At 54.9% G+C, this 22,766-nt stretch carries 23 protein-coding genes; 22 read left to right on the forward strand and 1 reads right to left on the reverse strand.

The annotated features are described in order from the left end of the window. Nucleotides 1-36 precede the first annotated feature (36 nt). The 4 genes from VFE46_04020 (at nt 37) to VFE46_04035 (ending at nt 4,464) form a co-directional block, all read left to right on the forward strand. A complete protein-coding gene (locus VFE46_04020; protein HZZ27152.1) occupies nt 37-1,023 on the forward strand; it encodes an alpha-E domain-containing protein in 987 nt (328 codons plus the stop codon). Then, on the forward strand, nt 1,020-1,778 hold the full coding sequence (locus tag VFE46_04025; protein HZZ27153.1) for a proteasome-type protease: 759 nt from the start codon (nt 1,020-1,022) through the stop codon (nt 1,776-1,778). Before VFE46_04020 ends, VFE46_04025 begins: the two co-directional genes overlap by 4 nt. Before the next feature lie 102 nt (nt 1,779-1,880). Continuing rightward, nucleotides 1,881-2,729, forward strand: coding sequence for a transglutaminase family protein (locus tag VFE46_04030; protein HZZ27154.1), 849 nt, complete (start codon nt 1,881-1,883; stop codon nt 2,727-2,729). Between the two features lie 295 nt (nt 2,730-3,024). Beyond that, nucleotides 3,025-4,464 carry a hypothetical protein gene (locus tag VFE46_04035; GenBank protein HZZ27155.1) on the forward strand — a complete coding sequence of 480 codons (1,440 nt, stop codon included), beginning with the start codon at nt 3,025-3,027 and terminating at the stop codon, nt 4,462-4,464. A gap of 90 nt (nt 4,465-4,554) precedes the next feature. Here VFE46_04035 and VFE46_04040 read toward each other — a convergent pair whose 3' ends face one another. Continuing rightward, complete coding sequence (locus VFE46_04040; protein HZZ27156.1) at nt 4,555-5,646, reverse strand: hypothetical protein; 1,092 nt, start codon at nt 5,644-5,646, stop codon at nt 4,555-4,557. 291 nt (nt 5,647-5,937) lie between these two features. Here VFE46_04040 and VFE46_04045 point away from each other — a divergent pair, with 291 nt between their 5' ends. The 18 genes from VFE46_04045 to VFE46_04130 all read left to right on the forward strand — a co-directional run bounded on the left by VFE46_04045 (nt 5,938) and on the right by VFE46_04130 (nt 22,640). Beyond that, a complete protein-coding gene (locus VFE46_04045) occupies nt 5,938-6,450 on the forward strand; it encodes a MogA/MoaB family molybdenum cofactor biosynthesis protein (GenBank protein HZZ27157.1) in 513 nt (170 codons plus the stop codon). A 146-nt stretch (nt 6,451-6,596) separates the two neighbouring features. Then, complete coding sequence (locus VFE46_04050; GenBank protein HZZ27158.1) at nt 6,597-7,586, forward strand: endonuclease/exonuclease/phosphatase family protein; 990 nt, start codon at nt 6,597-6,599, stop codon at nt 7,584-7,586. Nucleotides 7,587-7,818: 232 nt separating this feature from the next. Then, on the forward strand, nt 7,819-8,196 hold the full coding sequence (locus VFE46_04055) for a hypothetical protein (protein ID HZZ27159.1): 378 nt from the start codon (nt 7,819-7,821) through the stop codon (nt 8,194-8,196). After that, nucleotides 8,193-8,603, forward strand: coding sequence for a hypothetical protein (locus VFE46_04060; protein HZZ27160.1), 411 nt, complete (start codon nt 8,193-8,195; stop codon nt 8,601-8,603). The genes VFE46_04055 and VFE46_04060 overlap by 4 nt, the downstream gene beginning before the upstream one ends. Before the next feature lie 90 nt (nt 8,604-8,693). Further along, complete coding sequence (locus tag VFE46_04065; GenBank protein ID HZZ27161.1) at nt 8,694-10,112, forward strand: hypothetical protein; 1,419 nt, start codon at nt 8,694-8,696, stop codon at nt 10,110-10,112. A 43-nt stretch (nt 10,113-10,155) separates the two neighbouring features. Then, nucleotides 10,156-10,713, forward strand: coding sequence for a cytochrome c (locus VFE46_04070; protein HZZ27162.1), 558 nt, complete (start codon nt 10,156-10,158; stop codon nt 10,711-10,713). A gap of 44 nt (nt 10,714-10,757) precedes the next feature. Further along, complete coding sequence (locus VFE46_04075; GenBank protein HZZ27163.1) at nt 10,758-11,108, forward strand: hypothetical protein; 351 nt, start codon at nt 10,758-10,760, stop codon at nt 11,106-11,108. Between the two features lie 159 nt (nt 11,109-11,267). Then, nucleotides 11,268-11,831, forward strand: coding sequence for a hypothetical protein (locus VFE46_04080; GenBank protein ID HZZ27164.1), 564 nt, complete (start codon nt 11,268-11,270; stop codon nt 11,829-11,831). 34 nt (nt 11,832-11,865) lie between these two features. After that, nucleotides 11,866-13,059, forward strand: a complete 1,194-nt coding sequence (locus VFE46_04085) for a GNAT family N-acetyltransferase (protein HZZ27165.1) — start codon at nt 11,866-11,868, stop codon at nt 13,057-13,059. A gap of 77 nt (nt 13,060-13,136) precedes the next feature. After that, entirely contained in the window at nt 13,137-13,598 is a 462-nt protein-coding gene (locus VFE46_04090) for a hypothetical protein (protein ID HZZ27166.1), read from the forward strand. After that, complete coding sequence (locus VFE46_04095; GenBank protein ID HZZ27167.1) at nt 13,588-15,195, forward strand: hypothetical protein; 1,608 nt, start codon at nt 13,588-13,590, stop codon at nt 15,193-15,195. Before VFE46_04090 ends, VFE46_04095 begins: the two co-directional genes overlap by 11 nt. A gap of 60 nt (nt 15,196-15,255) precedes the next feature. After that, nucleotides 15,256-16,677 (forward strand): phage portal protein, encoded by a 1,422-nt coding sequence (locus VFE46_04100; protein ID HZZ27168.1) that lies wholly within the window; start codon nt 15,256-15,258, stop codon nt 16,675-16,677. Nucleotides 16,678-16,791: 114 nt separating this feature from the next. Beyond that, entirely contained in the window at nt 16,792-17,481 is a 690-nt protein-coding gene (upp, locus tag VFE46_04105; GenBank protein ID HZZ27169.1) for a uracil phosphoribosyltransferase, read from the forward strand. Between the two features lie 169 nt (nt 17,482-17,650). Then, the gene (locus VFE46_04110) at nt 17,651-18,700 is read left to right on the forward strand and encodes a uroporphyrinogen decarboxylase family protein (GenBank protein ID HZZ27170.1); all 1,050 of its coding nucleotides are present in this window, start codon (nt 17,651-17,653) and stop codon (nt 18,698-18,700) included. A 97-nt stretch (nt 18,701-18,797) separates the two neighbouring features. After that, the gene (locus VFE46_04115) at nt 18,798-19,445 is read left to right on the forward strand and encodes a corrinoid protein (protein ID HZZ27171.1); all 648 of its coding nucleotides are present in this window, start codon (nt 18,798-18,800) and stop codon (nt 19,443-19,445) included. Between the two features lie 9 nt (nt 19,446-19,454). After that, nucleotides 19,455-19,715 carry a virulence factor gene (locus tag VFE46_04120; protein ID HZZ27172.1) on the forward strand — a complete coding sequence of 87 codons (261 nt, stop codon included), beginning with the start codon at nt 19,455-19,457 and terminating at the stop codon, nt 19,713-19,715. A gap of 9 nt (nt 19,716-19,724) precedes the next feature. Further along, nucleotides 19,725-21,368 carry an ASKHA domain-containing protein gene (locus VFE46_04125; protein HZZ27173.1) on the forward strand — a complete coding sequence of 548 codons (1,644 nt, stop codon included), beginning with the start codon at nt 19,725-19,727 and terminating at the stop codon, nt 21,366-21,368. Nucleotides 21,369-21,383: 15 nt separating this feature from the next. Further along, nucleotides 21,384-22,640: a hypothetical protein gene (locus VFE46_04130; protein HZZ27174.1), complete on the forward strand. Its 1,257-nt coding sequence runs from the start codon at nt 21,384-21,386 to the stop codon at nt 22,638-22,640. Nucleotides 22,641-22,766: the final 126 nt, after the last annotated feature.

The following is a 22,766-nucleotide window of genomic DNA, read 5'->3' on the forward strand; positions in this document are numbered from 1 at the left end:
GTGGTAAACAAGTGATACATTTCAGGCGGATTAAGTATGCTCAGCCGAGTGGCCGATTGCGTCTTCTGGATGAGCCGCTACATTGAGCGCGCGGAAAATGCTGCGCGCTTCGTCGACGTCAATTTGAACCTGACGCTTGATTTGGGCGGCACCTTGGCCAATCAATGGGACCCGCTCATTTACACCAGCGGCGATCATGAGCAGTTCTACAAGCGTTACGGCACCGCGAATCAAAAAAATGCCGTGGCCATGCTGGCCTTTGATGAGGAGAATCCAAACTCAATCGTTTCCTGTCTGAAATTTGCTCGCGAGAATGCCCGTACTATCCGCGAAATTATCGCCGCTCCGGTTTGGGAAGAGCTGAATAAATTCTATTTACTCGTGAAGGAGGCGGCCCGCAATGGACGTGCCGGCGACAATCCGTTTGAGTTTTTTAACAACGTCAAGCGCAGTGGGCAGTTGATCGTGGGAATTATGGAGGCCACGATGTCGCGCGGGGAAGCGTGGCATTTTGCACAAATGGGTCGTTTGCTGGAACGGGCAGACAAAACCTCTCGCATTGTCGACGTGAAGTATTATATTCTTTTGCCCAGTGCCGCCGACGTGGGCACACCTACCGACGCGATTCAGTGGGCCGCATTATTAAAATCGGCAAGTGCCTTGGAAATGTACCGTAAACGGCATGGACGCATTATTCCCACCGAGGTTATGGAGTTTCTAATCCTGAATGCCGAATTTCCCCGCGCGCTGCGGTTTTGTTTGCGCGGCGCGGAAGAATCGTTGCACGCCATTACCGGCACGGCTCCCACCACGTACCGCAATCAAGCGGAACGGCGTATGGGTCAACTTCGATCCGAGTTGGATTACGCTCAAATTGGCGATATTATCGACCGTGGACTGCACGAGTTTATTGACAGCTTTCAGAAAAACTTGAATCTTGTCGGCGAGGCTATTCAGACGACGTTTTTTGCACAGCAGACCGTGCCACTCTCGACTTCGAATCGACATGGAGCTACCCAATGACCTTTTGTCTGGGCATGAAAGTTGAATCCGGACTGGTTGGAATTGCCGACACCCGAATTACCTCAGGCGCCGAATGCATTACCGCACGAAAGCTCACCGTGTTTCATCACGCAGGGCATCCCTTGTTCGTGATGACTTCGGGCCTACGCAGCGTGCGGGACAAAATCATCACGTATTTCGAGGAAGCGTTGGATGAGACCACCTCGGAATTCGATCGTCTCCACAAAGCAGTCAATGCGTTAGCGGCGCAAACTCGGCGCGTGGCCGCGGAAGACAAGGAAGCGCTCGAAAACAGCAAGCTGCTGTTTAATTTTCACGCCCTGGTCGGCGGGCAACTGAAGCACGATAAAGAACACAAGCTGTATTTGTTGTATCCCCAAGGAAACTGGGTGGAAATTGGCCCCGGCACGCCGTATTGCATCATCGGCGAAACCGGCTATGGCAAGCCAATTCTTGATCGGACACTTAAGTATTCCGACGGCATGCAACTGGCGCTGAAGGTCGGCGCCCTGGCGTTCGACAGCACGCGCATCAGCAGCGCCACGGTCGACTTTCCCCTCGACGTGGTTCTGTTTGAAAGCGGCGGCCAAGAAATGTACGAATACCGTTATGAAAAGGCCGATCTGGCGGAAAGCTGCCAGTGGTGGCAAGAACGATTGCGGGCCTCACTCAACGAATTGCCATCCCAATGGCTGAATCAGGCTTTTATGCGTCTTGAGCAACGTCACACTCAAACCATCCCGATGAGCGGTTGAGCGCCTTCAGAATCATTACGGCCGATCGTATCACTGAAACCTTCCATGCTTGGCAAATGCTGATCGTCACTGGTTTGAATTCCTCTTGGCGCGTCTCATCCTATGCTGTTTCACATCAAGCACATCACCCGCTACACATATAGCCGGATGGTGTTTTGTGAACCGTTAATCATCCGGCTTCGGCCGCGCGAAGATATTTTGCAGCGGCTAATGCGCTACCAACTTACGGTAGACCCGCAACCGGCAGGGATAACTGAATATTTGGATGTCGACGGCAATATCGCCACGCAGTGTTGGTTCAGCAGCCCGACGTGTGCGTTGTCGCTTGGCGTGAATAGCGTGGTGGAAACAACCTGCATAAATCCATTCAACTTTTTACTGGATGGTGCTGCGGTGGAGCTGCCGGTTAAGTATCGGCCAGATATTTGTCCGGTATTGACTCCGTACCGCATCACCGACACATCCAACGGCAGCGCAGTTACTGCGCTGGTCGATTCAATTTTAGCGGAAACCAATCGTCAAACGATTCCTTTTTTGACGGCTCTAGCATGTTGGATTAGTACGAATTGCCAAAAAACCATCCGCCTCGAAGGGGACGCATTTCCGGCTGAGACGACGTTACAATCGCGGCAAGGAACCTGCCGCGATTTGGCAGTTTTGTTTGGCGAATGCTGTCGCGCTGCCGGTTTAGCGGCGCGCTTTGTCAGCGGGTATCAGTCACAATTAGAGGACGATGGCGATCGATATTTGCATGCCTGGTCCGAAGTTTATCTGCCAGGCGCTGGGTGGCGCGGCTTTGATCCGGGGCAGGGGGTGGCCGTTGCCGATCGTCACGTAGCGGTGGCCGCTGGCCTCAACCCATTAGCCGCAGCACCCACGATTGGATCGTTCCGAGGCACCGACGCCTCCTCAACCATGCAAACCCAATTGGTGATTCGGGTTTCCTCGTAAGGCCAATTTGCTCATCGTGCGGTTTTCCGATGTGACGGCGCGGCATTCAGCGGCGACAAATCGGCTGGCCTATCGGGCATGCGAACTCGCGAATTTTTTAGTCGTAACTGCCTTCCGGAACAGGGCTTGCAATCTTGGGAATACGGCGTATTGTAGGCTTTATTCATTCATGTAAATTCGACGACAGGTTCCGGGGAGATTGGGCATCTTTATCTGAGCCTCCCATTTTGAAAAGGCTTATGGCACCATTAGCTCAGATAGGAGAAGCGGGTTATCCATTCCCGTTTTGCCGAACATGAGCGATTTTCTTCTGTATTACGAACGCGTAAGCCCGACCACCTGGGTTTACCTCTCGTCGCTGCTGATTATTTCGTTGTACTTTAAGTTCAATCGCCTGTGGAGCGTTCGAAATCTAGATTTGATCGGGCTGCTCTTCTTGGCTCCCGGCTTGTTGTTTGTAATCTACGGACAAGAGACGGCCTCGCCGGCCTACCAGCAAACTGGCTATCTCTGGCTGTTTGTAATGGTTGGGTTGTTCCTCGTGCGAATGCTGTTAGATCCGTTGATGGTCCGGCGCCCGTTGTTGGAGCCTAATCTCTCTGCCGGCGGTCTTACATTCCTAGGCTTGTCATTGCTGCTGTTCCTAATGGCCAATGTGGCTACCAACAAACCTGCCAGCGAACTCTCCGTCAAACACATAGCCTCGGAAACAATTGACGTAACGCCCACTCCAACGGTGACGGAACCTAAGACGGAGGACCGCGACACAGACAAGCCTGCCGGAGAGAGTGCACTTGTCCTTTATGGCCCCGGGTATCCCTGGCTATTTGATATTTTCCAATTGCCCACGCGAATTCTATTTCAGGGAGGTCACCCTGCAGAATCGCCGGCGTTGCCGGCCACTTCCGAGGCTCAAAATTCACTGAAGCTGGCAACCGCTCGGATGGTGGCCATTTTCTCCTACTTAGCCGTGGTGTTGGGTCTGGTGGTAATTGGCTATCGCCATTTTGACAACATTAAAACGGGCATCGCCGCGGCGGTTCTATACTTGTTGCTGCCTTACACGGCGATCCTTACCGGACATTACATGGATACCGCGGCCCACATCGGCCAGGTTTACCACGTTTTGCTTGCCGCTTTTTTAGTTTGGGCCGTAGCCATGTACCGGCGGCCGCTGATTGCCGGGATTCTGCTGGGCTTAGCCATCGGAATCTTTTATTACCCCATTTTTCTGCTTCCATTGTGGTGCAGTTTTTATTGGAAGCGGGGGGGAATGCGGTTTGCCATCGGCGTGGCGGTGATGTTGTTGCTGTTAGTCGCTAATTTGTATTTCCATCCCTACAGTCATTCGTTTTCAACCGATTTGCGGCAAATGTTCGGATGGATATTTCCTCGCATGGATAATTTGCAGGGCTTCTGGGGCCTTAGCTATAACGTTCCTGCCTATCGCCTACCCGTGTTGGTGGCATTTGTGGCGATGTGCATTTCTTTAATCATTTGGCCGGCTCAAAAAAATCTGGGAACCCTCCTGAGTTGCTCCGCGGCGGTGATGCTGGGCACCCAATTTTGGCATGCGTTGGGAGGCGGTCAATTGCTGGGCTGGTATTTGCCATTGACCCTGCTGACTATCTTCCGTCCAAATCTGGAAGACCGCGTGGCTCTGTCAGTCCTTGGCCGATGGACGCTTGCCAAGCGGAAGCCTAATCTAGCGCCCGTGGACCAAGCGGCGGCTTAAGCGCACCGAAGTTCTCGATTAGATTTTCCCAATACCGCTGCTGCTCTGATTTACAAATGAAGCAGCAGCCAGTATCAATTCAAGAAGCAATTATTCGCCACGGCGGGTATCGACGACCGGAGGTTTTTTCTCCGCGGCATACCACTTCCGCCAAGAATGTTCGTCGAAGCCAAAATTTGCTCCGCCGGTAAGCGTGACCAAAGCGTCCAATACCTGCTGATTGGTCATTTCGCGCCGGATTCGCTTGGGGGCTGACCCCATGGTCATTCCGCCGCCCCCCTGAGGCGAAAATCCGGCGGAAATCTGGCCCGGGTTCGCTCCTTCATCAAGCGTATAAGTGTGCGTAGTAATTAAAGAGTCGATCAGCGGCAAAATTGCCGTTTTGTCTCCCAGTTTTCCTAGCGCATAGCCAGCGCGGTTCACACGAGCGTTGTCTTTGCTTTTGAGAGCCGCAATATACAGCGGCACCGCCAATTGGGCTGCCTTGCCGGTGAGTTCATCAAAGCATGTTAAGCGCAGCTCGTCGTCGGAGTCACCCAAAGAATGCTCCACAATCGCCTTGACCGCTTCCACACTTGCAATTCTTCCCAGTGTGTCTAAAAACCAGATTCGCGCTTGCCGGCCGCGTTCGGAATCGAGCGCTTGCACAAGTGCCGGAACTGCAAACGGATCGGTTATCTTATTTAATTCTTCGTGCAACTGATCGGCCTTGGCAGGATCGTCCAGCCCGGTTCGCAACCGCTTCAGAGTGGTGAACCATTGCTTTTCGGCCAAATCGTCCTTGCGTTTTTGTTCCAGCAAATCTCTCTCCTGCGGAAAAACCCATTGCCCCATGTACCGGACTTTGCCTTGCTCGCGCATTGCCTCATCTTGCTGTACCCAACGGCCATCGACCTGGCTGTAGCCCAGTGCCATGTGCGCTTTTCGATTGTCCGGGTCGATCTGCAAAACTCGCTCCAGTGCCGCCTGCCGTCCTTTGGAATAAGAGTTTTCGCGGCACCATTCGGCTAATCGCCATTGGTCCTCGGCAGTGTCGGCAAAGGTGGGCCGGATTTTTTCGTATTCCAACTCCGCCGGGCTTTGTGCGGTAACTTTTTTGATTTGCGAGCGATCGAAAGTCAGCGTCGCCCCTGCAGACGTCTGAATGACGTACTTCTGCCGCGGCGTCTCGTCACGATTCATCCACTCTCCGGAAATTTGTCCACCGCTGCTCAACTCAAAAATATCTGCGCGCGCCCCGCAAATGGAGAGTGCAAGAATTATCGCCCATGCGGCAGAAAATAAGCGAAAAATTGCTGGCATGGCGGTGCATTGCCTGGCATTTGCCAGGCGGTTTTACTGGCACGAGTTCCGGAACGGGTACACTATCAAGTATAATCGCGCCGGCTTCCGCCGGCCACTTTGCCTCGGAATGCCTTTATTGGAGAGATATTTTGCTGGTTACCCGTCACTCTTTTTCTCAATCTAATACATATGTCCTCGGCATCGGTTCAAGAACACCGCGCACAATCCCCGACGCAAGTTTTCGCCGCGGTAATTACGATTAGCGATACTCGCACCCTGGAGAACGACACCAGCGGCCGCGCCATTGTCGATCCGCTGAAGCAAGCTGGACATCAGGTCGTCGCCTGGGAGATTGTGCCCGACGAGCCTGACAGAATTCGCCAGACCATCGCCCACTTTCAGCAACTTCCCAAATTGGACGCAATTTTGCTGACCGGCGGCACTGGGGTTGGCAGCCGTGATCAAACCTTTGAAACGATCAGCGGCCTGCTGACGAAAACTATGCCGGGTTTCGGGGAAATCTTCCGCATGCTGAGCTATCAGGAGATCGGCGCCGCCGCCATGCTGAGCCGCGCTATTGGCGGATTGATCGACCGCACCATTGTGCTAGCAATGCCCGGCTCCACGGCTGCCGTTCGCTTGGCAATGGAAAAACTAATTCTTCCGGAAATTGGACATCTCGTCCGCGAAGCTCGGCGCTAGCCGAACTGCCCTGGAGCAGTTAAAGCCGGGGCGTTATCTTTAGCCGCCTCTAAGGAAAGCATCGGCCCGGGCAGTTCTTGTGATGCCTGGGTCGTTTGTAAGCACAGCGCCCATTCGATCTTGCTGCTTCTGTTCGGAGAACAATCATGCGTCGCCGCCATGTTTCCGTCGCACTGCTGACCGCCCTCATCTATGGCGGCTATTGGTTTCTGCAGCATTTTCAACTCAATGGGTTGGATAAAGTCTCCGTTAAACCTCGTTCGCAGGCCACCACCACCACTGCGCACGGTGGAGATAGTTACGCGTCTGTGCCGGCAACCAATGCCGACACGATTCGAATGGCTTCGTTTAACATCCAAGTTTTTGGCCATACTAAAGTCAACAAGCCCGAGGTTATGCAAGTGCTGGCGGAGATTGTCCGCAAGTTCGATCTGGTGGCCATTCAAGAAGTCCGTACGGACGATGTGGTGCCGCGGTTCGTGGAACTTATTAACTCAACGGGCCGCCATTACGATTCTCTCGTTGGCCCCCGCGTCGGCCGTACCAACGATAAGGAACTGTACACGTTCATCTTCGACACCCAATCGCTGGAAGTCGATCGCAGCTCGGCTTATACCATCGACGATCGGGACAATTTATTCCAACGGCCGCCAATGGTTGCGTCATTCCGCGCCCGGGGACCGCCGCCCGAGCAGGCGTTTACCTTTACGCTGATCGACATTCACACCGAGCCCGCCGAAGCAGAGTCCGAACTGAACGCTCTGGCGCAAGTGTACCGTGCCGTGCGGAACGACGGTCATGGAGAAGACGACATTATTTTGATGGGCGATCTCAATGCCGACGAAAAGAAATTCGGATTGCTGAAGCAAATTCCCAATATCAGTTGGGTAATTTCCGGCGTGCCAACCAATACCCGCGGCACCAAAACGTATGACAATATCATTTTCGATCGCACCGCAACGGTGGAATTTACGGGTCATGCCGGCGTGTTCGACGTCATGCGAGAATTCAATCTCACGCTGAACCAAGCGCTGGAAGTGTCCGATCATTTTCCTATTTGGGCGGAATTCAGCGCGTACGAAGGTGGGGCACGCGGCCGACTGGCTGAAAAATCTCAAGCCGTGCCCGCGCGATAACTTTTTCGAATCCCTTCTGCAGCGGCCACTGGCTTTTGCCGGCCTACTTTAACCCGCGCGGATTTTCTGCCGTTTTTTGTGCCTCTTGAAATTGGGCCACCCGTTCCGCTAGGATACTGTACGCACGATCACTAATGGCCCTCCAAGCCATGTTGTCGCTGCACGGTATCTTCCCGAGCCCGCCGCCGGACGTTTCCGGTCGTGGGCTGTTTTTATGCGCACGGGTTGCCACATGAAAATTCTTCTTGGTCCATTGTTTGCCGTTGCCACGATTGCAGCTCTGACGGGGCAGCCGCCGGTTGCAGAATTGAGCAATCTTACGGCCACGGCCATCCTCGGCTGGTACACGTGGTACACCGCAACTAAGACGATTCCGCAATTGGTCCATCACTTCCGCAATGAATTAGCGGCCGAGCGCGGCGAACACCGAATCGACCGCAACGCATTTTTATGCGAGATGGCCAGCCAGCGCGCTCAGCGGCTGGACGATGCGGCCGCAATGACCAGGGCCGTAAACGAACTTGCCGCGTCGATCGGTCACTTGAGAAATACGCTCCCGGAAAATCATATCCCGCCAAATTCTACTTTTTCTGCGAAAGGCACATCATGAATGCGTCCCATTCTCCAAACTCGTTGACCTTGCCAACCCTCAGCACGTTGCGCGATTTATTGGAAGCGCTATCGAAACTCGGCGCTTTGTCCGATCCATTCAGTTCGACCAGCCAGCTGCAAAGTGCCGTTCAAATTCTGTTGGATTTGGCAGGCACGATGGGCCTCAGCTCGAAATGGGTTACATGGCTGCAAGCCATTCAAGCCAATCCACAACTGCTCAACCTGGTACTGGCAGTTGGTCAATATTTGGAGACTCTTCTTCAAACCCCGCCGCCGGTGCCCGCAAGTATTCGAGGACAATCTTCAGTCGCTGCTTCCGCTCAATTGACGATCGACTGGAGTCACTGGCTTTCGCTCCTGGGCGAAATTTTGCAATTGCTGGAGCAGTTGTTGCCGGCCGCGTAGCACGTTTTTGCCATCCACCGTTTGTTTTGAAATCACTTGCCGCGAGTAACACCACGCATGTTGCCCACCCTGTCAATTTGCCTTGGTTTGATGGCCATTGCTTCGCCTGCCGAGGAGGTTCGAGCTGCGGCCGTCGACGTCGAGCAGATGTCGCCGGAAATACAACCAGCGACGCGGTATCTCAGCTTGTATGCGATCGATCCAGCAAAGCGTCGCGCGGCGGCGCAATCGGTTAGCTATGTGCTCAATGCGCTTTCAAACCGGCGAGCAATTAGTCAGCCGGTGACGATCACGCCTACGCTGGTTCGGTTCAACATCAACCAGTACGTGTCCAACCCAGATGAATTTTCCGCCTGGGCCAGCGCATGGGAAAAACTGGCGCAGACCGATTCTTATTTCCATTTACGCACCGAAGTCATTATTGCTACCCAGTCGGAAAATGAAAAAACAGACAAGAAGAAGACTTCGACCTCTGTTTCGCCTCAATCCGAAAAACTGAAAACGGTTACCACCGACGGCGGCTGGACCGATCTGACCGCCGCCGCATACCTCCGAACGGCAACGCACTCAAGTGGCGCATTGCTGCGGGCCGATTATTTCGTCGTTCAGGCGACCACCACGCCGCATTACTACGAATTCGCCAATGTCCCGAACACCGAGAATGAATTTCTCAAATCGCTGGGCGTAGATCGCGAGGTGGTCGACCGGCTGCGCGCCAATGCCGGCGCGAATTTGGTTTTGAGCGGCGTTACCGCGAAGCCACGGCGCATTGTTTGGACGCAAGGACCACTCGGCGGCGTTTACTCCACGCTCGATGTGGAGCGTGTTGACGCGGAGCGTGATCCGCTGCGGCGGCCAATTTCCGCAGCGGGGCTGGCTCTCAAATTTGATTTGGGCGAATGGTTTGCACTGGCGCCCAACGGCTTATGGCGAACCGCGCTCTTCAATTCCGCCGGCAAGCGTCAAGATTCCGTTCCGGATCGAGTGGCGAAAGATACTTCGGACCCGGTCGGCGATGGCATTGTGGTTCCGCTGATCTCTTGCATTCGCTGCCATCGGGAGGCTGGCCTGCGCCCATTCGTCGACGACCAAACCAAATTGCTCTCCGGCCACGTCGATTTGTACAGCCCCGATCCGAATGTCGTAGAGCGAGCCGTCGAATTTTATGATGAACCGCGTTTGCAACGGCAGATGGAATTCGACCGACAAAGCTATGCCGATGCCGTCGCCCGCGCCACTGGCGGCATGAAGCCGGAGGAATTGGCCGAATCGCTGGCGGCACTCTTCCGAGAGTTTGCTTATCTGCCGGTGACACCGCAGCAAGCAGCCGTTGAGGTTGGGCTACAGCCGACTGAATTCCGGCAAGCATTATTTGCCACGCGCGATCCAATCATTTTGCTGCTGCTTGAAGATCGACCCGTGCTGCGCGGGCAGTGGGAATCGAGTTTTGCCGAAGCGGCATTAGCCGCCCAAGCGTACCGAATCAACATCACACCGCCAAATAAATAGTTCCAAATAAAAAATCATCGCGCCACTAAGACGGAGTCCCATCATGCCACGAACAATGTTTTTCGCCTCGATTACCGGATCGATCCTGTTAGCCGCTGGAGCATCGCCGCTGTCGGCCAATTGCCAGACGAAAGTGTCGGCCCAATCTAGCGGCGAAGTTCAAGTCGTCATTCCGTTTGCCGTGCCAGTCGGAGTGCCCGTTGCACCGCTGGCGCCTTATTTCTACAGCTATCAGCAACTGCAAGGCCGGGCGGCAGATTATGTGCTGCCCAGTTCTCAACCACCCGCTGCCGCAGCTCCGGCGGCGCCGGCAGATGCACCGCCAATGGTTTCGGCGCCCAATCCGTCATCGCTGGTGGTCGCGCATTGCGCTTCCTGCCACGGAGGGCAAACTCCCAAGGCAGGCCTTTCACTGCAACTGCCCAGTGCGCTTTCCCCCGCCGATCGGCTAAGAGTCATTCAGGCGGTAATCACCAACCGCATGCCCAAGGGAAGCCAACTTTCGTCGGAAGAACGAAACGCAATCATCGGCGAGTTATCGCACCAAAGCGCATTGCCTGCGGCGGCCCCAGCCTCGCCCCCCGATAAAAAACCTGACTGATATTTACGAATTTTCCCTGATCCTCACACCTAGGAGTAAAGACCATGAAAGTCGTACATTTCGCTTCCGCTTTGATTTGCACAATTTTGGCAACGCAAGTTGCCACAGCGTGCCCACAGGTGGCGGTGAGCGCCGCATCGTGCGATGTCTGCCAGCAATCCGCCATCGCCGTCCAAGCAGTGCCGGTGGTTGCCCAGGCGGCGCCGGTAGTCGCTGTTCAAAGTTTTGCGGTGCCCAGCGTCGCGGTTCTGGCGACTCCAGCCATCGTGGCGCCTGCCACCGTGTTGGCCACGCCGGCGGTGGTTACCCCCAACGTCGTAGTGAACCAGGTTGTGCACCATCCCAAGCGCATGGCGCGGGTCCAAATTAGCCGCGTGCGAGTACGCGCGCGCTAACTTGCCTTAACGGCAACTGGCGATTAGTGCCAATGGTCGAGCCACTTACCTGCGCTGGCCGGCTAATCGTCAGTTGCTGCTTTGAACTTCGCAGTTTGTTTCCGTTGTTCAGCTGTTACATCGTTTTCTGCCAAACCCACATCAAACCAATCGATATTTATGCACATCCGCGATCGCATCAAAGAGCTGCGCCGTGTCCCTGCCCGGGACTTGCGGCCCAATCCGAAAAACTGGCGGATTCATCCGGCGGCGCAGCAAGATGCGTTGCGCGGCGTGCTGGCCGAAATTGGCTATGCCGGCGCGTTATTGGCTCGGGAATTAGACGACGGATCGTTGGAGCTAATCGACGGTCATCTGCGCGCGGAAACCACGCCCGATTTACTGGTGCCGGTGCTCGTCCTTGATTTGTCGCACGAAGAGGCGGACAAACTGCTGGCCACTTACGATCCGCTCAGCGGTATGGCCACGGTCGATCTCGAGGCGTTTCATTCACTGCTGGCGAAAGTGCCCATCGAAAACGCTGCTGTGCAAAGCATGCTCGACACGGTTGCGAACCCCGGGGCAAATCAAAAATCTCAGCACGATTCCCACCAGCCGCACCGAGTAATCGAAGTGCCTGAATTGTTCCAAATTGTCGTCGAGTGCGACGACGAGGCGCAGCAACAACAACTGTTCGAGCAATTGACCGCCCAGGGTTACAAGTGCCGCGTGCTTACCCTTTGAAAATACTTAGAACCTGCGACGAGAGGCTTCGCTCATGCTGATCAATGTTGAACTTGAATGTCCGGTGTACGATTCATTCCGCGTGCAGCAAGTGGCCGGCATGTTTGATGTGCCGCTGGCTCAAAAAGTGCGCGAGCAATTTGCCGTCGACGTGCCAGCGCTCTCGGGGCCGGAACAGTTCGAATGGCAAATCGGTGTGATCGTCGGCCCCTCAGGCAGCGGCAAGACCACGCTAGCGCGCCGGCTATTCGGCGAGCAATTCATCGAGAAAATCGAATGGCCGGCGAATCGGGCCGTCATCGATTGTTTTAGCGAGTTGTCCATTCGCGAAATTACCGGCCTGCTGACTGCGGTTGGCTTCAGTTCGCCTCCTTCCTGGGTTAAGCCGTACCACGTCCTTAGCGGTGGAGAGAAATTTCGCTGCGATTTGGCGCGGGCGTTATCCAACAAACTATCTTCGCTGGTGGCTTTCGACGAATTTACCAGCGTGGTCGATCGCAATGTGGCCCGCATTGGATCTGCAGCTGTCGCCAAGGCGGTGCGTAGCGGGCAAATCGATTGCCAGTTTGTGGCGGTCACGTGCCATTACGACATTTTGGAGTGGCTGTCGCCCGACTGGGTCATCGACATGGCCACGCGCCAGTTCACGCATTACGACCTTGACGATGGTGCGGCTCCGCAGCCCGCTTCCCAAACCCAAGCTCCGCAATACGGGAGGCGACTTCGGCGACCGACGATTGAACTGCAACTCCACCGTTGCCGACATGCTGTGTGGCGGTTGTTTGCGCGGCATCACTATTTAAGCGCCAACCTGAGCAAAATGGCGCGTTGCTTTGTCGCTTTGTGGCACGGCGAGCCGGTTTCGTTCTGTGCCACGCTGCCGGTCATCGGCAAGAAAAAGCATTGGCGAATTTCGCGCATTGTTACTTTGCCCGATTATCAAGGGGTGGGCATAGGCATGCGGGTGGTGGAAGCCGTGGCCGATTTGCATCGCGCTGACGGCAACCGTTTGAACGTCACTGCCAGCCATCCGGCGCTGGTTGCTCATTGCCGGCGCTCGCCCAAATGGCGCGTGGTCAACGTGATGAAGACGGGCGCTCACCACGCGGAGCGATTCATTCCCGGCTACCGTGGCAGCTCCGGCCGAGCGGTCGTTTCGTTTGAATATCACGGCGCACAGCACAGCGAGCATGGCCCAGTTCAAGAGGAAACATTGAGGAAAGTATAAACCGCAAACACCGCGTTTCTTTCGAGAAATGTGCCCTTTTGGCGAATCATAATTTCTCATCGAAAACATTTTCTGCCATGAAAACAACCAGCCTCGACGAAAGCAAACAGCGTGAAATCTGCGCCATTTTGTCGCTGGGCGGCACACGGCAAATGGCGGCGCACTATGTGGGATGCTCCGCGCGAACCATTCGCAATGTGGCCAAGCGCGATCCTCAGTTCGCCGAACGGTTGCTCAAAACCGAGCTCAGCCCGGAAATTGCGTTCCTGCGAAATATTTCCAACGCGGCCATGGAAGGAAAATACTGGCGCGCGGCGGCTTGGGCCTTGGAGCGAATGTTTCCGGAGCGTTACGAACGCCGCCGCCCCGACACCATTCCCATGGCCCAACTGCACGACGTGGTCGATCACCTGGTGGAAAAAGCCATGCAACACGCTCCCGACGCGCGCGATCCACAGGCCTTGCGACAATTACTGGCCAAGGTTGCTCACGAAACGCTCACCACGCCTTCGACCAAAAAGCTTCCCTATGCCAAGTGATATTCCCCACCCCTGGCGCACCCCGCGAATGTGGCGCGAGCAAGTCGATGGCTTGTTTCATCGCGCTCACCGCCTGCAGGAAAGGTACGGTCACGAAACTGGCAGCGCGCTGGATTCCGATTTGCTTTCCTGGTCGCGAACTTTTCTGCCCGACCATTTCCGTTTGCCGGCGTCGCAAATGCATCGCTGGCTGGCCGAGCAGTTAGATGCCATGCTGCGAAATCGCGGCGCCAAGCTGAATGTCACCGGGCCACGGGGCAGCGCGAAATCGACCGTCACCACTTTGGCCTATGTGTTGCGCGAAGCATTAACAGGCCGCGAGCCCTACATCTGGATTGTTTCCGATACCAAGCATCAGGCTGCCGCGCACTTGGAAAATGTGAAAACCGAATTGCTCGAAAATCGGGAATTGTTGGCGGCTTATCCACAATCGGCCGGCGTGGGCCCGGTGTGGCGCGGCAACGCCGTGATCTTGCCCAACGGCGTAATGATTGAAGCCTTCGGCACAGGCCAGCGAATTCGCGGCCGACGACGCAGGTTCTATCGTCCCACGTTGATCGTGTGCGACGATTTGCAAAACGACAGCCACATTCAGTCGGCCCTGGCCCGCGATCACTCCCGCGCGTGGTTTCACGGCATGCTGATGAAAGCGGGCACAGTTTCCACCAGCGTGATCAATCTAGGAACGGCGCTGCATCGCGAGTGCCTGGCGATGGAATTGCACCGCACGCCCGGGTGGATTTCGCGAACCTTTCGGGCAATTGAACAGTGGCCGGACGAAATGCCCCTATGGCATGCCTGGGAACAAATTTATTGCGATATTGAGCGGCTTGATGCACGAGCCGCCGCTCGAATGTTCTATGAGGAAAACCAGCAGCGAATGGACGTGGGGGCGGTGCTGTTGTGGCCGGAACTGGAAAATTTATACACCCTCATGTGCATGCGCTGCGAAAGCGGCAGCACCGCTTTTGAACGAGAAAAGCAAAGCACGCCGGTCAATCCCGAACAATGCGAATGGCCCGAATCGTACTTCGGCGATTGGATTTGGTTCGAGCAGTGGCCGGCAAACTTGCGATTGCGCACCCTGGCGCTGGATCCCAGCAAGGGAGCCGATGCCCGACATGGCGACTATTCGGCCTTCGTGATGCTGGGTGTTGATCAACAAGGGCAGTTGTATTTAGAAGCCGATTTGGCCCGGCGGCCGTCGCCGCAAATGGTGACCGATGGAATCGAACTCTGTCGGCGCTTTCAGCCGCATGTGTTCGGGCTGGAAGCCAACCAGTTTCAAGAATTGCTGGGGGCAGATTTTGCCGCTGAATTCGTAAGGCAGGGCATGGTAGGCATTGCGCCCTGTTCGATTGAAAATCGAATCAACAAGGCGGTCCGCATTCGCCGGCTGGGACCGCTGTTGGCCGCGCGAAGGCTGCACTTCAAAACCAATTCTCCCGGCACGCGAATGCTATTGGAGCAAATGAAAGAGTTTCCGATCTCGTCGCATGACGACGGGCCCGACGCCGCCGAAATGGCGCTGCGGCTGGCCGAAGCGTACTTGCAACCCACGCCCATGGATGACGGCCTAGGAAGCCGGTTGATTTAGGTGCCTCACCCGCGGCTGCCAATTTAATTGCCAATCCACCCACTTAAATGGAGAACGATCATGTCACATTCAATTCAACCCACGCTCGATCGGCTCGAAAAACGCCTGCTCGAAGCGTACGACGACTTGTGGGATAGCTTTGTTGATCCGCGCGAACCCTTTACCGATGATGGCGATTGGTGGCTGCCGCTGGGCAGCAACGGCACGTCCGGCGGGTCGCCCATGCTAGGACCGGCCAGTGAAGCACACTTGGGAGAGATTCGGCGGCAATGTCGCGTATTGGCGCTGGAAAACGAATTTGCCATCAATGGCCATGAGAACCGAATTAGTTACATTGTCGGCCCGGGACACTCGTATCGGGTCGCGGCGCGGAAAATCGTTACCGATCCGCCTGCAGGTCGCACGGATCGAACTGCAGAAGCGCTGGTGGCGCGCGTGCAGGGCGTCATCAACGAATTTATGTTCGCCAATCATTGGCACCAACGGCAGCAAGAAATTGTGCGTCGGCGCGACCGGGATGGTGAGGCATTCTTGCGATACTTTGTGGCGCCCGATGGCACGCTGCGGCTGCGCTTTGTCGAGCCGGATCAAATCTTCACGCCCTCCGATCAGGCCGGCAATCCAGCAGCGGGACTGGGCATTCTTACCGATCGTAACGACGTGGAAACCGTGCTGGGATATTTCATCGACGGCCAATTGGTTGATGCGGCCGAGATTCAACATCGCAAAGCAAATGTCGACGCCAACGTTCGCCGCGGTTTGCCGCTGTTTTATCCCGTGCGAAAAAATCTGCGCCGGGCCGAAAAGCTATTGCGAAATATGAGTGTCGTGGCTGAAATACAATCGGCCATTGCGCTCATCCGAAAGCATCGCCAGGGAACCGCCACCGGCGTGCAGCAATTTGTGGCCAATCAGGCCGATATTACCGTCACGTCGCCCAATGCCGGTCGCACCAGCACCTTCCGCCGTTATGGACCAGGCACCATTCTCGATGCCAATGCCAACGTGGAATACGACTTTCCTGCAGCCGGAGTCGATGCGGCCAATTTCGTTACGGTCTTGCAGGCTGAGTTGCGAGCTGTCGCCAGCCGGTTGGTGATGCCGGAGTTCATGCTCAGCTCCGACGCTTCGAATGCCAATTATTCGTCCACGATGATGGCTGAAGGCCCGGCCATACGGATGTTCGCACGGTTGCAAGCGGAGCAAGTGTGCGACGACTCGGACGTTATGTGGCGTGCAGTAAGGAGCGCGGTCGCCGCGGGCAAATTGCCCGCTGAAACGGAAAACCTGGTCGATATTCTGACGGTGCCGCCTTCGCTTGTGGTGCGCGATCAACTGCAGGAAACCCAGCGGTTTCGCATCGAGAACGCGGCCGGAATCCTTTCTCCTCAAACGTGGAGCCAACGGGATGGTCTCGATTACGATCAGGAACAAGCGAACTTTGCTGCTTATAGGCGACAAATCGACCACGCACAAAGTTGACGGCCTCCAGAAGCAAGGACGATTCAGCGGCGCTGGCCATTTGTTGTCAATTGTAGTAAGCTTGGAATTAGCCGCAGGTTTCGCAGTTCATATCTATTCGACAGAGGTGTGCCCATGACGATCCAAACGCAATTGCGGCCCAGCGCGCCGCGGGAAAGGAAGCAGCGAATGTCGGGCATATTCGAGGTGCAGCATCCGCTGATTGCCAATCATTTGGCTCGCCTGCGCGATGTAAGCGCGCCGCCGGCGGAGTTCCGCGTGTTGGTGCAGCGATTGGCCCTGTTGTTAGCCTACGAGGCCACGAAAGATTTAGAATTAGCGCCAGCCCACGTGCAAACTCCTTTGGCGGTAACGACCGGACAGGTATTGAACCAGCGCATTGGGCTGATTCCTATTTTGCGTGCGGGCTTGGGAATGGTCGATCCGGTGCTGAATTTGATACCCGGCGCCGAAGTGTGGCACTTGGGCGTGTATCGAGATGAAAAGACCGCGACGCCCGTCGAATATTACAGCCGCATCCAGGGAACAAGCCCGGTCGATGTCGCATTGGTGCTTGATCCGATGCTGGCCACCGGCGGTTCCGCAGTGGCAGCGCTGGCCACGCTGAAAGAATGGGGCGTGCCACAGGTAAAGTTATGTGCGATCATCGCAGCTCGGGAAGGAATCGACGAAGTGTTTGCTCAATTCCCCGACACGCAAATTTATGTGTGTGCCATCGATCCGGAGTTGAATGCCAAAAAGTACATTGTGCCCGGCCTAGGGGACGCCGGGGACCGGATTTTCAATACGCAGCCCGTCGAGTGATTGCTGAACGAATTGAAGCGGAAGCGGAAGCGGCGGCGCAAAATATCAATTGGCGCCGCCTTGTGGCTTGAGATGCCATTTCTCGGCGGGTTATAATGCGGTGTGTATTTTTCTGACTGGCAATCGCTGGTCGTGTTGAAACCAGTTTCGCTGTGGAGAATTTGTTGCCATGCTGCCCCAGCAATGGGAAACGTTCAAGCGTGCCGCCCGGCTTGAAAAACTCGACCAAGTGCCCATGGCGCTGATCATCGACAGCCCCTGGATTCCCGGCTACTTGGGTATCAAGCACATGGATTACTATCTGGATCCGGAAGTATGGTTTCAGTCGAATCTGAAAATCATGCGGGAATTTACCGATATTATTTTCGTTCCCTCTTGGTGGATGGAATATGGCATGGCGGCCGAACCTTCCGTACTGGGGTCCAAAATTAAATTTTGGCAAGACAACACGCCGAGCGAATACCACACGCTGTACCGCTTGGAAGACATCGCGGAATTTCCGGAATACGAAGTCGAGGCGGATGCCTTCGCCGCTTTAACGTTGCATCGGATCGGCATGGCTAAGCAACGCATTCTGGACCAGGGCTACATTTTGCCGATGATTACCTCGCGCGGTCCGCTATGCACTGCCGGCTTTGTCCGCAGCACGACCAATCTCATGGTTGAGTTGGTCGAAAAACCGGAAGAATGCCACAAACTGATCGACCTGTGCACTCGGGTGATCATCGATTGGCTTAAAGCCCAGCACAAAGTAATGGGCGACACCGTCGAAAGCATTTTCATTCTCGATGACATCGTTGGCTTCATCAATGAAGATCACTACATGGAGTTTGCCCATCCCTACTTGAAGCGCATTTGCGATGCCTTTCCGAAAGACTGGGTGAAGGTCTACCACAATGACGCCGAAGTGGATGCCTGCCTCGATCATTTGCCCGACGCCGGGTTTCACGTGCTCAATTGGGGAAAGCAAAAAGATATTCGCGAAGTTAAACAGCGGGTGGGCGACCGCATGTGCTTGATGGGCAACGTAAATCCGTTGGAAATTGGTGTCCGGGGAACGCCCGATGAAGTGCGTGAAGCGACGCTCGATGTGCTGGAAGGGTCTGGCGGTGAAGGAATCATTCTTTCCGTCGGCGGAGGCACAAGCCCTGGCATGCCACGGGAAAATATTGTTGCGATGCTTGAGGCTCTTGAGGAATTCAACGCTGCCCGCGTCTAAATCCAACAGCTCTTTCGGAGACGAAATCGCGTCTTATCAATATTTAACCTCGTAAACAGTGATCAACCCCTCTGCTCCCACGAGAGAATTTGCATTCATGCTCGATTATGCCTTAATGAATCAGTGCCTATATGAAGGCAAAGCCAAGGAAGTGGAGCAAATGACCAAGGACGCCTTGGCCGAGGGGCGTCCTGTGCAAGAAGTGCTTTCCGAAGGGCTGATCGCTGGAATGAGCGTCGTGGGTGAAGATTTTAAGCACAACATTTTATATGTGCCAGAAGTGCTGATTGCCGCTCGCGCGATGAAAGCTGGCATGGCTGTCCTCAAACCTTTGCTAAGTTCAAAAGACGGTAACATGGACCGTGCGGGTGTGCTGCTCATGGGCACGGTGCGGGGAGATTTGCATGACATTGGCAAAAATTTGGTATGCATGATGGCCGAAGGAGCGGGATTTGAAGTGCACGACATCGGGGTGGATCAAAGCGTCGAAAAGTTTATGGCCGCCGCTGATAAATGTAATCCGACCATCATCGGCATGAGCGCGCTGCTTACCACCACCATGACGTATATGAAAACGGTGATCGATGGCTTTCAAGCGGCGGGTCGTAGCCAAATTAAAATGGCCGTGGGAGGCGCTCCCATAAGTCAAATGTTCGCAGACGAAATCGGTGCGGACGGTTATGGCGCTAATGCCTCCGCAGCGGTTGATCTTTTCCTGCGTTTGGCCGGGAAAGCAAAGGCATAAGGCGCTACGGTGGCCACTTACCGAGTTCTCTTCTGGCAGGAAGTCCCCTCGCAAATCAAGGTTGAGGACGAGCACGGCAACGAAGTTAACCTGCCGCTGGATCAAAAATTTCAAGAACGCATTGATGTGCTGGCAGCGCAACGTGGCCTTCAAGGAAGTGACGATTATCTAGCTCAATGGCATTGGACGGACGAAATGGACCGTTCCGGCACTGCCCAAGAGGTGGCCGATGCTTTGATAGCTGAATTTGACGCACAGGCTAATTGGTAAAAGACGTCCATGGCAACAAACCTCACGATCAATGGTCTCACCATGCAGGCGGTGTCGGGGGTGTCGCTGTTTGACCATGCCGAACAACTGGGCGTAACCGTTCCGACCTCCTGCCACAAGAACGGTAAATGCAAAGAGTGCCTGGTGGAAGTGGTCGAGGGAATGAAATTGCTTTCATCGCCAACGGTTGAGGAGCAGCACTTGAGCGATAAGTTTCGCCTTTCGTGCCGCACACGCATTATTGCCGATTCCGGCGAGGTTCGCTGCCATACCATGCGGCGCGGCCAAATGCGTATCGAACGTCAGGCGTTCGAATTGCCAACAAGTCGTCAAAAACCGCAACTCGATCCTGCGGTCACTCGTGATGGAAATCGCATTTTGATCGATGGCGTGGAAATCGACCGCTGCGGGGGCCCAATTCATGGCATTGCCATGGACCTGGGAACGACCACCATTGTTCTGCGCCTACTTAATTTAGAAAGCGGCGAACTCATTGCCGACGCCTCCCTGGAAAATCCGCAGCGTTTTGGCGGCTCCGATGTCATGTCTCGCATTCATTACGATACGGAGCATCCTGGCAAGTTATTGATGCGGACCCTGGCAGGTTATCTCAGCCACGCCATCGAAGAGTTTCCGGTCGATCCGCGCACCATTTATGAGATGGTGGTGGTTGGCAACTCCACCATGCGCGATTTGTTCTTCCGTCAAAATGTCTATTCGATTGGGCAAAACCCCTATCGCTCGATTACTGAAATCGAGGTGGTCCAAGGGCTGCGTTCGACGACCAGCCTCGTTTCCACGGGGCAAAAATGCCTGTTGCCCATTCACCCGCTGGCCCGTGTGTATGGGGCGCCCATTATCAGTGGCCACGTAGGAGCTGACGCTGCCGCTTGCCTGCTTGCCGTCGACATGGCACAAGAAGATCGTTTGATTGCGGTAATGGATATTGGCACCAACACCGAGCTCATTTTGGGAAATAAGAATCGCATCTTGGCGGCTTCTTGCCCGGCGGGTCCGGCGTTTGAAGGCGGAGCGATTTCATGTGGCATGCCTGGTCTTACTGGCGCCATTGAAGATGTATCAATCCATGACAATGGCGAGCTTCATCTGGGCGTGATTGACACAGATGCGCCACAGGGTATTTGCGGTTCCGGATTAGTCGATTTGCTTAGCGAATTATTGCGCACTGATCGCATGAATTCCATGGGTCGTTTCGAAGATGGCGTCAGTCGCGTTACGATTGATTCGCAGCACAATATCTTTTTGTTGGAAAGCGATGTCAACGAGTTGGCACAAGCCAAAGGTGCCAACGTGGCCGGACTATACACAATCTTCAGCAACTACGGCATTCAATTTGAGGATGTCGACATGTTTTATCTGGCTGGTGGTTTCGGCCGGCACTTAAAAATTGACGCCGCCCGGCGCATTGGCCTCATTCCAAATCTTCCCGATGAAAAGTTCGCACAGGTGGGCAACGCCGCCATTGAAGGCGCGTGTGTTGCATTGCTTTCCAATTCACACCGCCAGCAGTTGGAAGATGTAGTCAAACAAGTCGAACATTGCCGCTTGGAAACACATCCCCGTTTCTTCGATTTCTTTGTCGAGGGCTGTCAATTCAAACCCGCGCACAGCGTGGCATTTGTGATGGACTGAACGAAAGGCGATCGGATGCTCGAACTTGCCGATACGTTTCCTGACGTGAATGTCCAGTCAGCAGAGTACAAGCGCCTGCTCGGTTACCCAACCGAACGCGTAATTGAGGGCCGCGCCCGCGAGCTTTCCGATTGGGCCCGCAACTGGTACACCGAACATGGCCGCCCATGGGTCTACGCACGGCACTCGAACGATTTTCAAATTCGTAATGACGCAGTGCATATCGACGGCGCCTTATTCAGTAGTACCCGATTGCAAGGCTTGTTGCAGCAGGCCCAAGCGCATGCTGCGATTCTTGTGGCCGTAAGTGCTGGACAGGAGTTGGAACATGAATCGCAAAAACTTTGGCATGAAGAAAAGCCGGATGAATATTTTTTTCTGGAAGTGTTTGGATCTGCCGTCGTCGAACACCTTACCACCATGACGGGCGCTCGATTGTGCGCCTGGGCCGAAAGTCATGGGCAGGGAGTGCTGCCGCACTATAGCCCAGGTTATCCCGAGTGGGATGTCGCCGAGCAGCCCCGGCTGCTGCAAGTGATCAAACACAGGCGAAATCCGATTCTATTCGATCGTCTTGAAGCCCTGGAAACCGGCATGCTTCGTCCCAAGAAATCTCTCTTAGCCGTTTTCGGGTTGACGCGGCACTTGCAATCGATGCGCAAACTTACGGATTTGGTTCCGTGCGAGAGCTGTTCGTTCTTGCCGTGCCAGTATCGCCGGGTACCGTATCAACGTGCATCCGTGCCGCTTGATTCCGAAATGCCCGCTGCGCAAGTTGCATCCATTCCCATTCCAGCGGCATCCATTCCGGCGCTCAATAAATTCGCCAACTACTCTGTCGGTATGAAAGCCTTGCAGCGCTGGAGCCAAGAACGGCTTGCGCTCAATCATCATGCGGACGGCACGATTGAAGCTGTATTCCGATACGACGGAACGACCTGTACAAACATGGGTCGTTCCTTGGCATTTGATTACTTCGTCAAACTCGGTCGGCGCGAGCAAGGTTATCCGATTCAAGACCAGCGCTGCCAACCTGCGCCTGGGGATACCGGCCATACTTACATGTGCCGTTACATGAATAACGCCGAGCATCTCATGGTGGCCATCGAACGCGAGAGGCCACTTCTAGGGCAACCTCTTAACGATATACTCTCCTGGCAGCGCACCAATGATCCCGCCGGATGCTACTGCGAGCCCAGCAGCCGAAAACATAAATGGGGCCTTGTGCTGGAGACAATTCACTATGCTTTGTCCCAGCAAGAAAACCGTTGAAATACAGACCTCATAGGATTCAAAAATCTGCAAAGCTGCACGATCGCGCCACATGACTCGCAATCATGATGCGCGACTTATACAATGGGCTCTGCTGCCCCTGGACAGCAACAAAGCACTGCGATT

It is taken from the genome of Pirellulales bacterium (assembly GCA_035656635.1).
Classification (GTDB): Bacteria; Planctomycetota; Planctomycetia; order Pirellulales; family JADZDJ01; genus DATJYL01.

What these genes read in the sequence shown, in the direction of transcription:
- VFE46_04020 (HZZ27152.1), top strand. Translation starts at nt 37, where the DNA reads ATGCTCAGCCGAGTGGCCGATTGCGTCTTCTGGATGAGCCGCTACATT.
- VFE46_04025 (HZZ27153.1), top strand. Translation starts at nt 1,020, where the DNA reads ATGACCTTTTGTCTGGGCATGAAAGTTGAATCCGGACTGGTTGGAATT.
- VFE46_04030 (HZZ27154.1), top strand. Translation starts at nt 1,881, where the DNA reads ATGCTGTTTCACATCAAGCACATCACCCGCTACACATATAGCCGGATG.
- VFE46_04035 (HZZ27155.1), top strand. Translation starts at nt 3,025, where the DNA reads ATGAGCGATTTTCTTCTGTATTACGAACGCGTAAGCCCGACCACCTGG.
- VFE46_04040 (HZZ27156.1), bottom strand. Translation starts at nt 5,646, where the DNA reads ATGAATCGTGACGAGACGCCGCGGCAGAAGTACGTCATTCAGACGTCT.
- VFE46_04045 (HZZ27157.1), top strand. Translation starts at nt 5,938, where the DNA reads ATGTCCTCGGCATCGGTTCAAGAACACCGCGCACAATCCCCGACGCAA.
- VFE46_04050 (HZZ27158.1), top strand. Translation starts at nt 6,597, where the DNA reads ATGCGTCGCCGCCATGTTTCCGTCGCACTGCTGACCGCCCTCATCTAT.
- VFE46_04055 (HZZ27159.1), top strand. Translation starts at nt 7,819, where the DNA reads ATGAAAATTCTTCTTGGTCCATTGTTTGCCGTTGCCACGATTGCAGCT.
- VFE46_04060 (HZZ27160.1), top strand. Translation starts at nt 8,193, where the DNA reads ATGAATGCGTCCCATTCTCCAAACTCGTTGACCTTGCCAACCCTCAGC.
- VFE46_04065 (HZZ27161.1), top strand. Translation starts at nt 8,694, where the DNA reads ATGGCCATTGCTTCGCCTGCCGAGGAGGTTCGAGCTGCGGCCGTCGAC.
- VFE46_04070 (HZZ27162.1), top strand. Translation starts at nt 10,156, where the DNA reads ATGCCACGAACAATGTTTTTCGCCTCGATTACCGGATCGATCCTGTTA.
- VFE46_04075 (HZZ27163.1), top strand. Translation starts at nt 10,758, where the DNA reads ATGAAAGTCGTACATTTCGCTTCCGCTTTGATTTGCACAATTTTGGCA.
- VFE46_04080 (HZZ27164.1), top strand. Translation starts at nt 11,268, where the DNA reads ATGCACATCCGCGATCGCATCAAAGAGCTGCGCCGTGTCCCTGCCCGG.
- VFE46_04085 (HZZ27165.1), top strand. Translation starts at nt 11,866, where the DNA reads ATGCTGATCAATGTTGAACTTGAATGTCCGGTGTACGATTCATTCCGC.
- VFE46_04090 (HZZ27166.1), top strand. Translation starts at nt 13,137, where the DNA reads ATGAAAACAACCAGCCTCGACGAAAGCAAACAGCGTGAAATCTGCGCC.
- VFE46_04095 (HZZ27167.1), top strand. Translation starts at nt 13,588, where the DNA reads ATGCCAAGTGATATTCCCCACCCCTGGCGCACCCCGCGAATGTGGCGC.
- VFE46_04100 (HZZ27168.1), top strand. Translation starts at nt 15,256, where the DNA reads ATGTCACATTCAATTCAACCCACGCTCGATCGGCTCGAAAAACGCCTG.
- upp (HZZ27169.1), top strand. Translation starts at nt 16,792, where the DNA reads ATGACGATCCAAACGCAATTGCGGCCCAGCGCGCCGCGGGAAAGGAAG.
- VFE46_04110 (HZZ27170.1), top strand. Translation starts at nt 17,651, where the DNA reads ATGCTGCCCCAGCAATGGGAAACGTTCAAGCGTGCCGCCCGGCTTGAA.
- VFE46_04115 (HZZ27171.1), top strand. Translation starts at nt 18,798, where the DNA reads ATGCTCGATTATGCCTTAATGAATCAGTGCCTATATGAAGGCAAAGCC.
- VFE46_04125 (HZZ27173.1), top strand. Translation starts at nt 19,725, where the DNA reads ATGGCAACAAACCTCACGATCAATGGTCTCACCATGCAGGCGGTGTCG.
- VFE46_04130 (HZZ27174.1), top strand. Translation starts at nt 21,384, where the DNA reads ATGCTCGAACTTGCCGATACGTTTCCTGACGTGAATGTCCAGTCAGCA.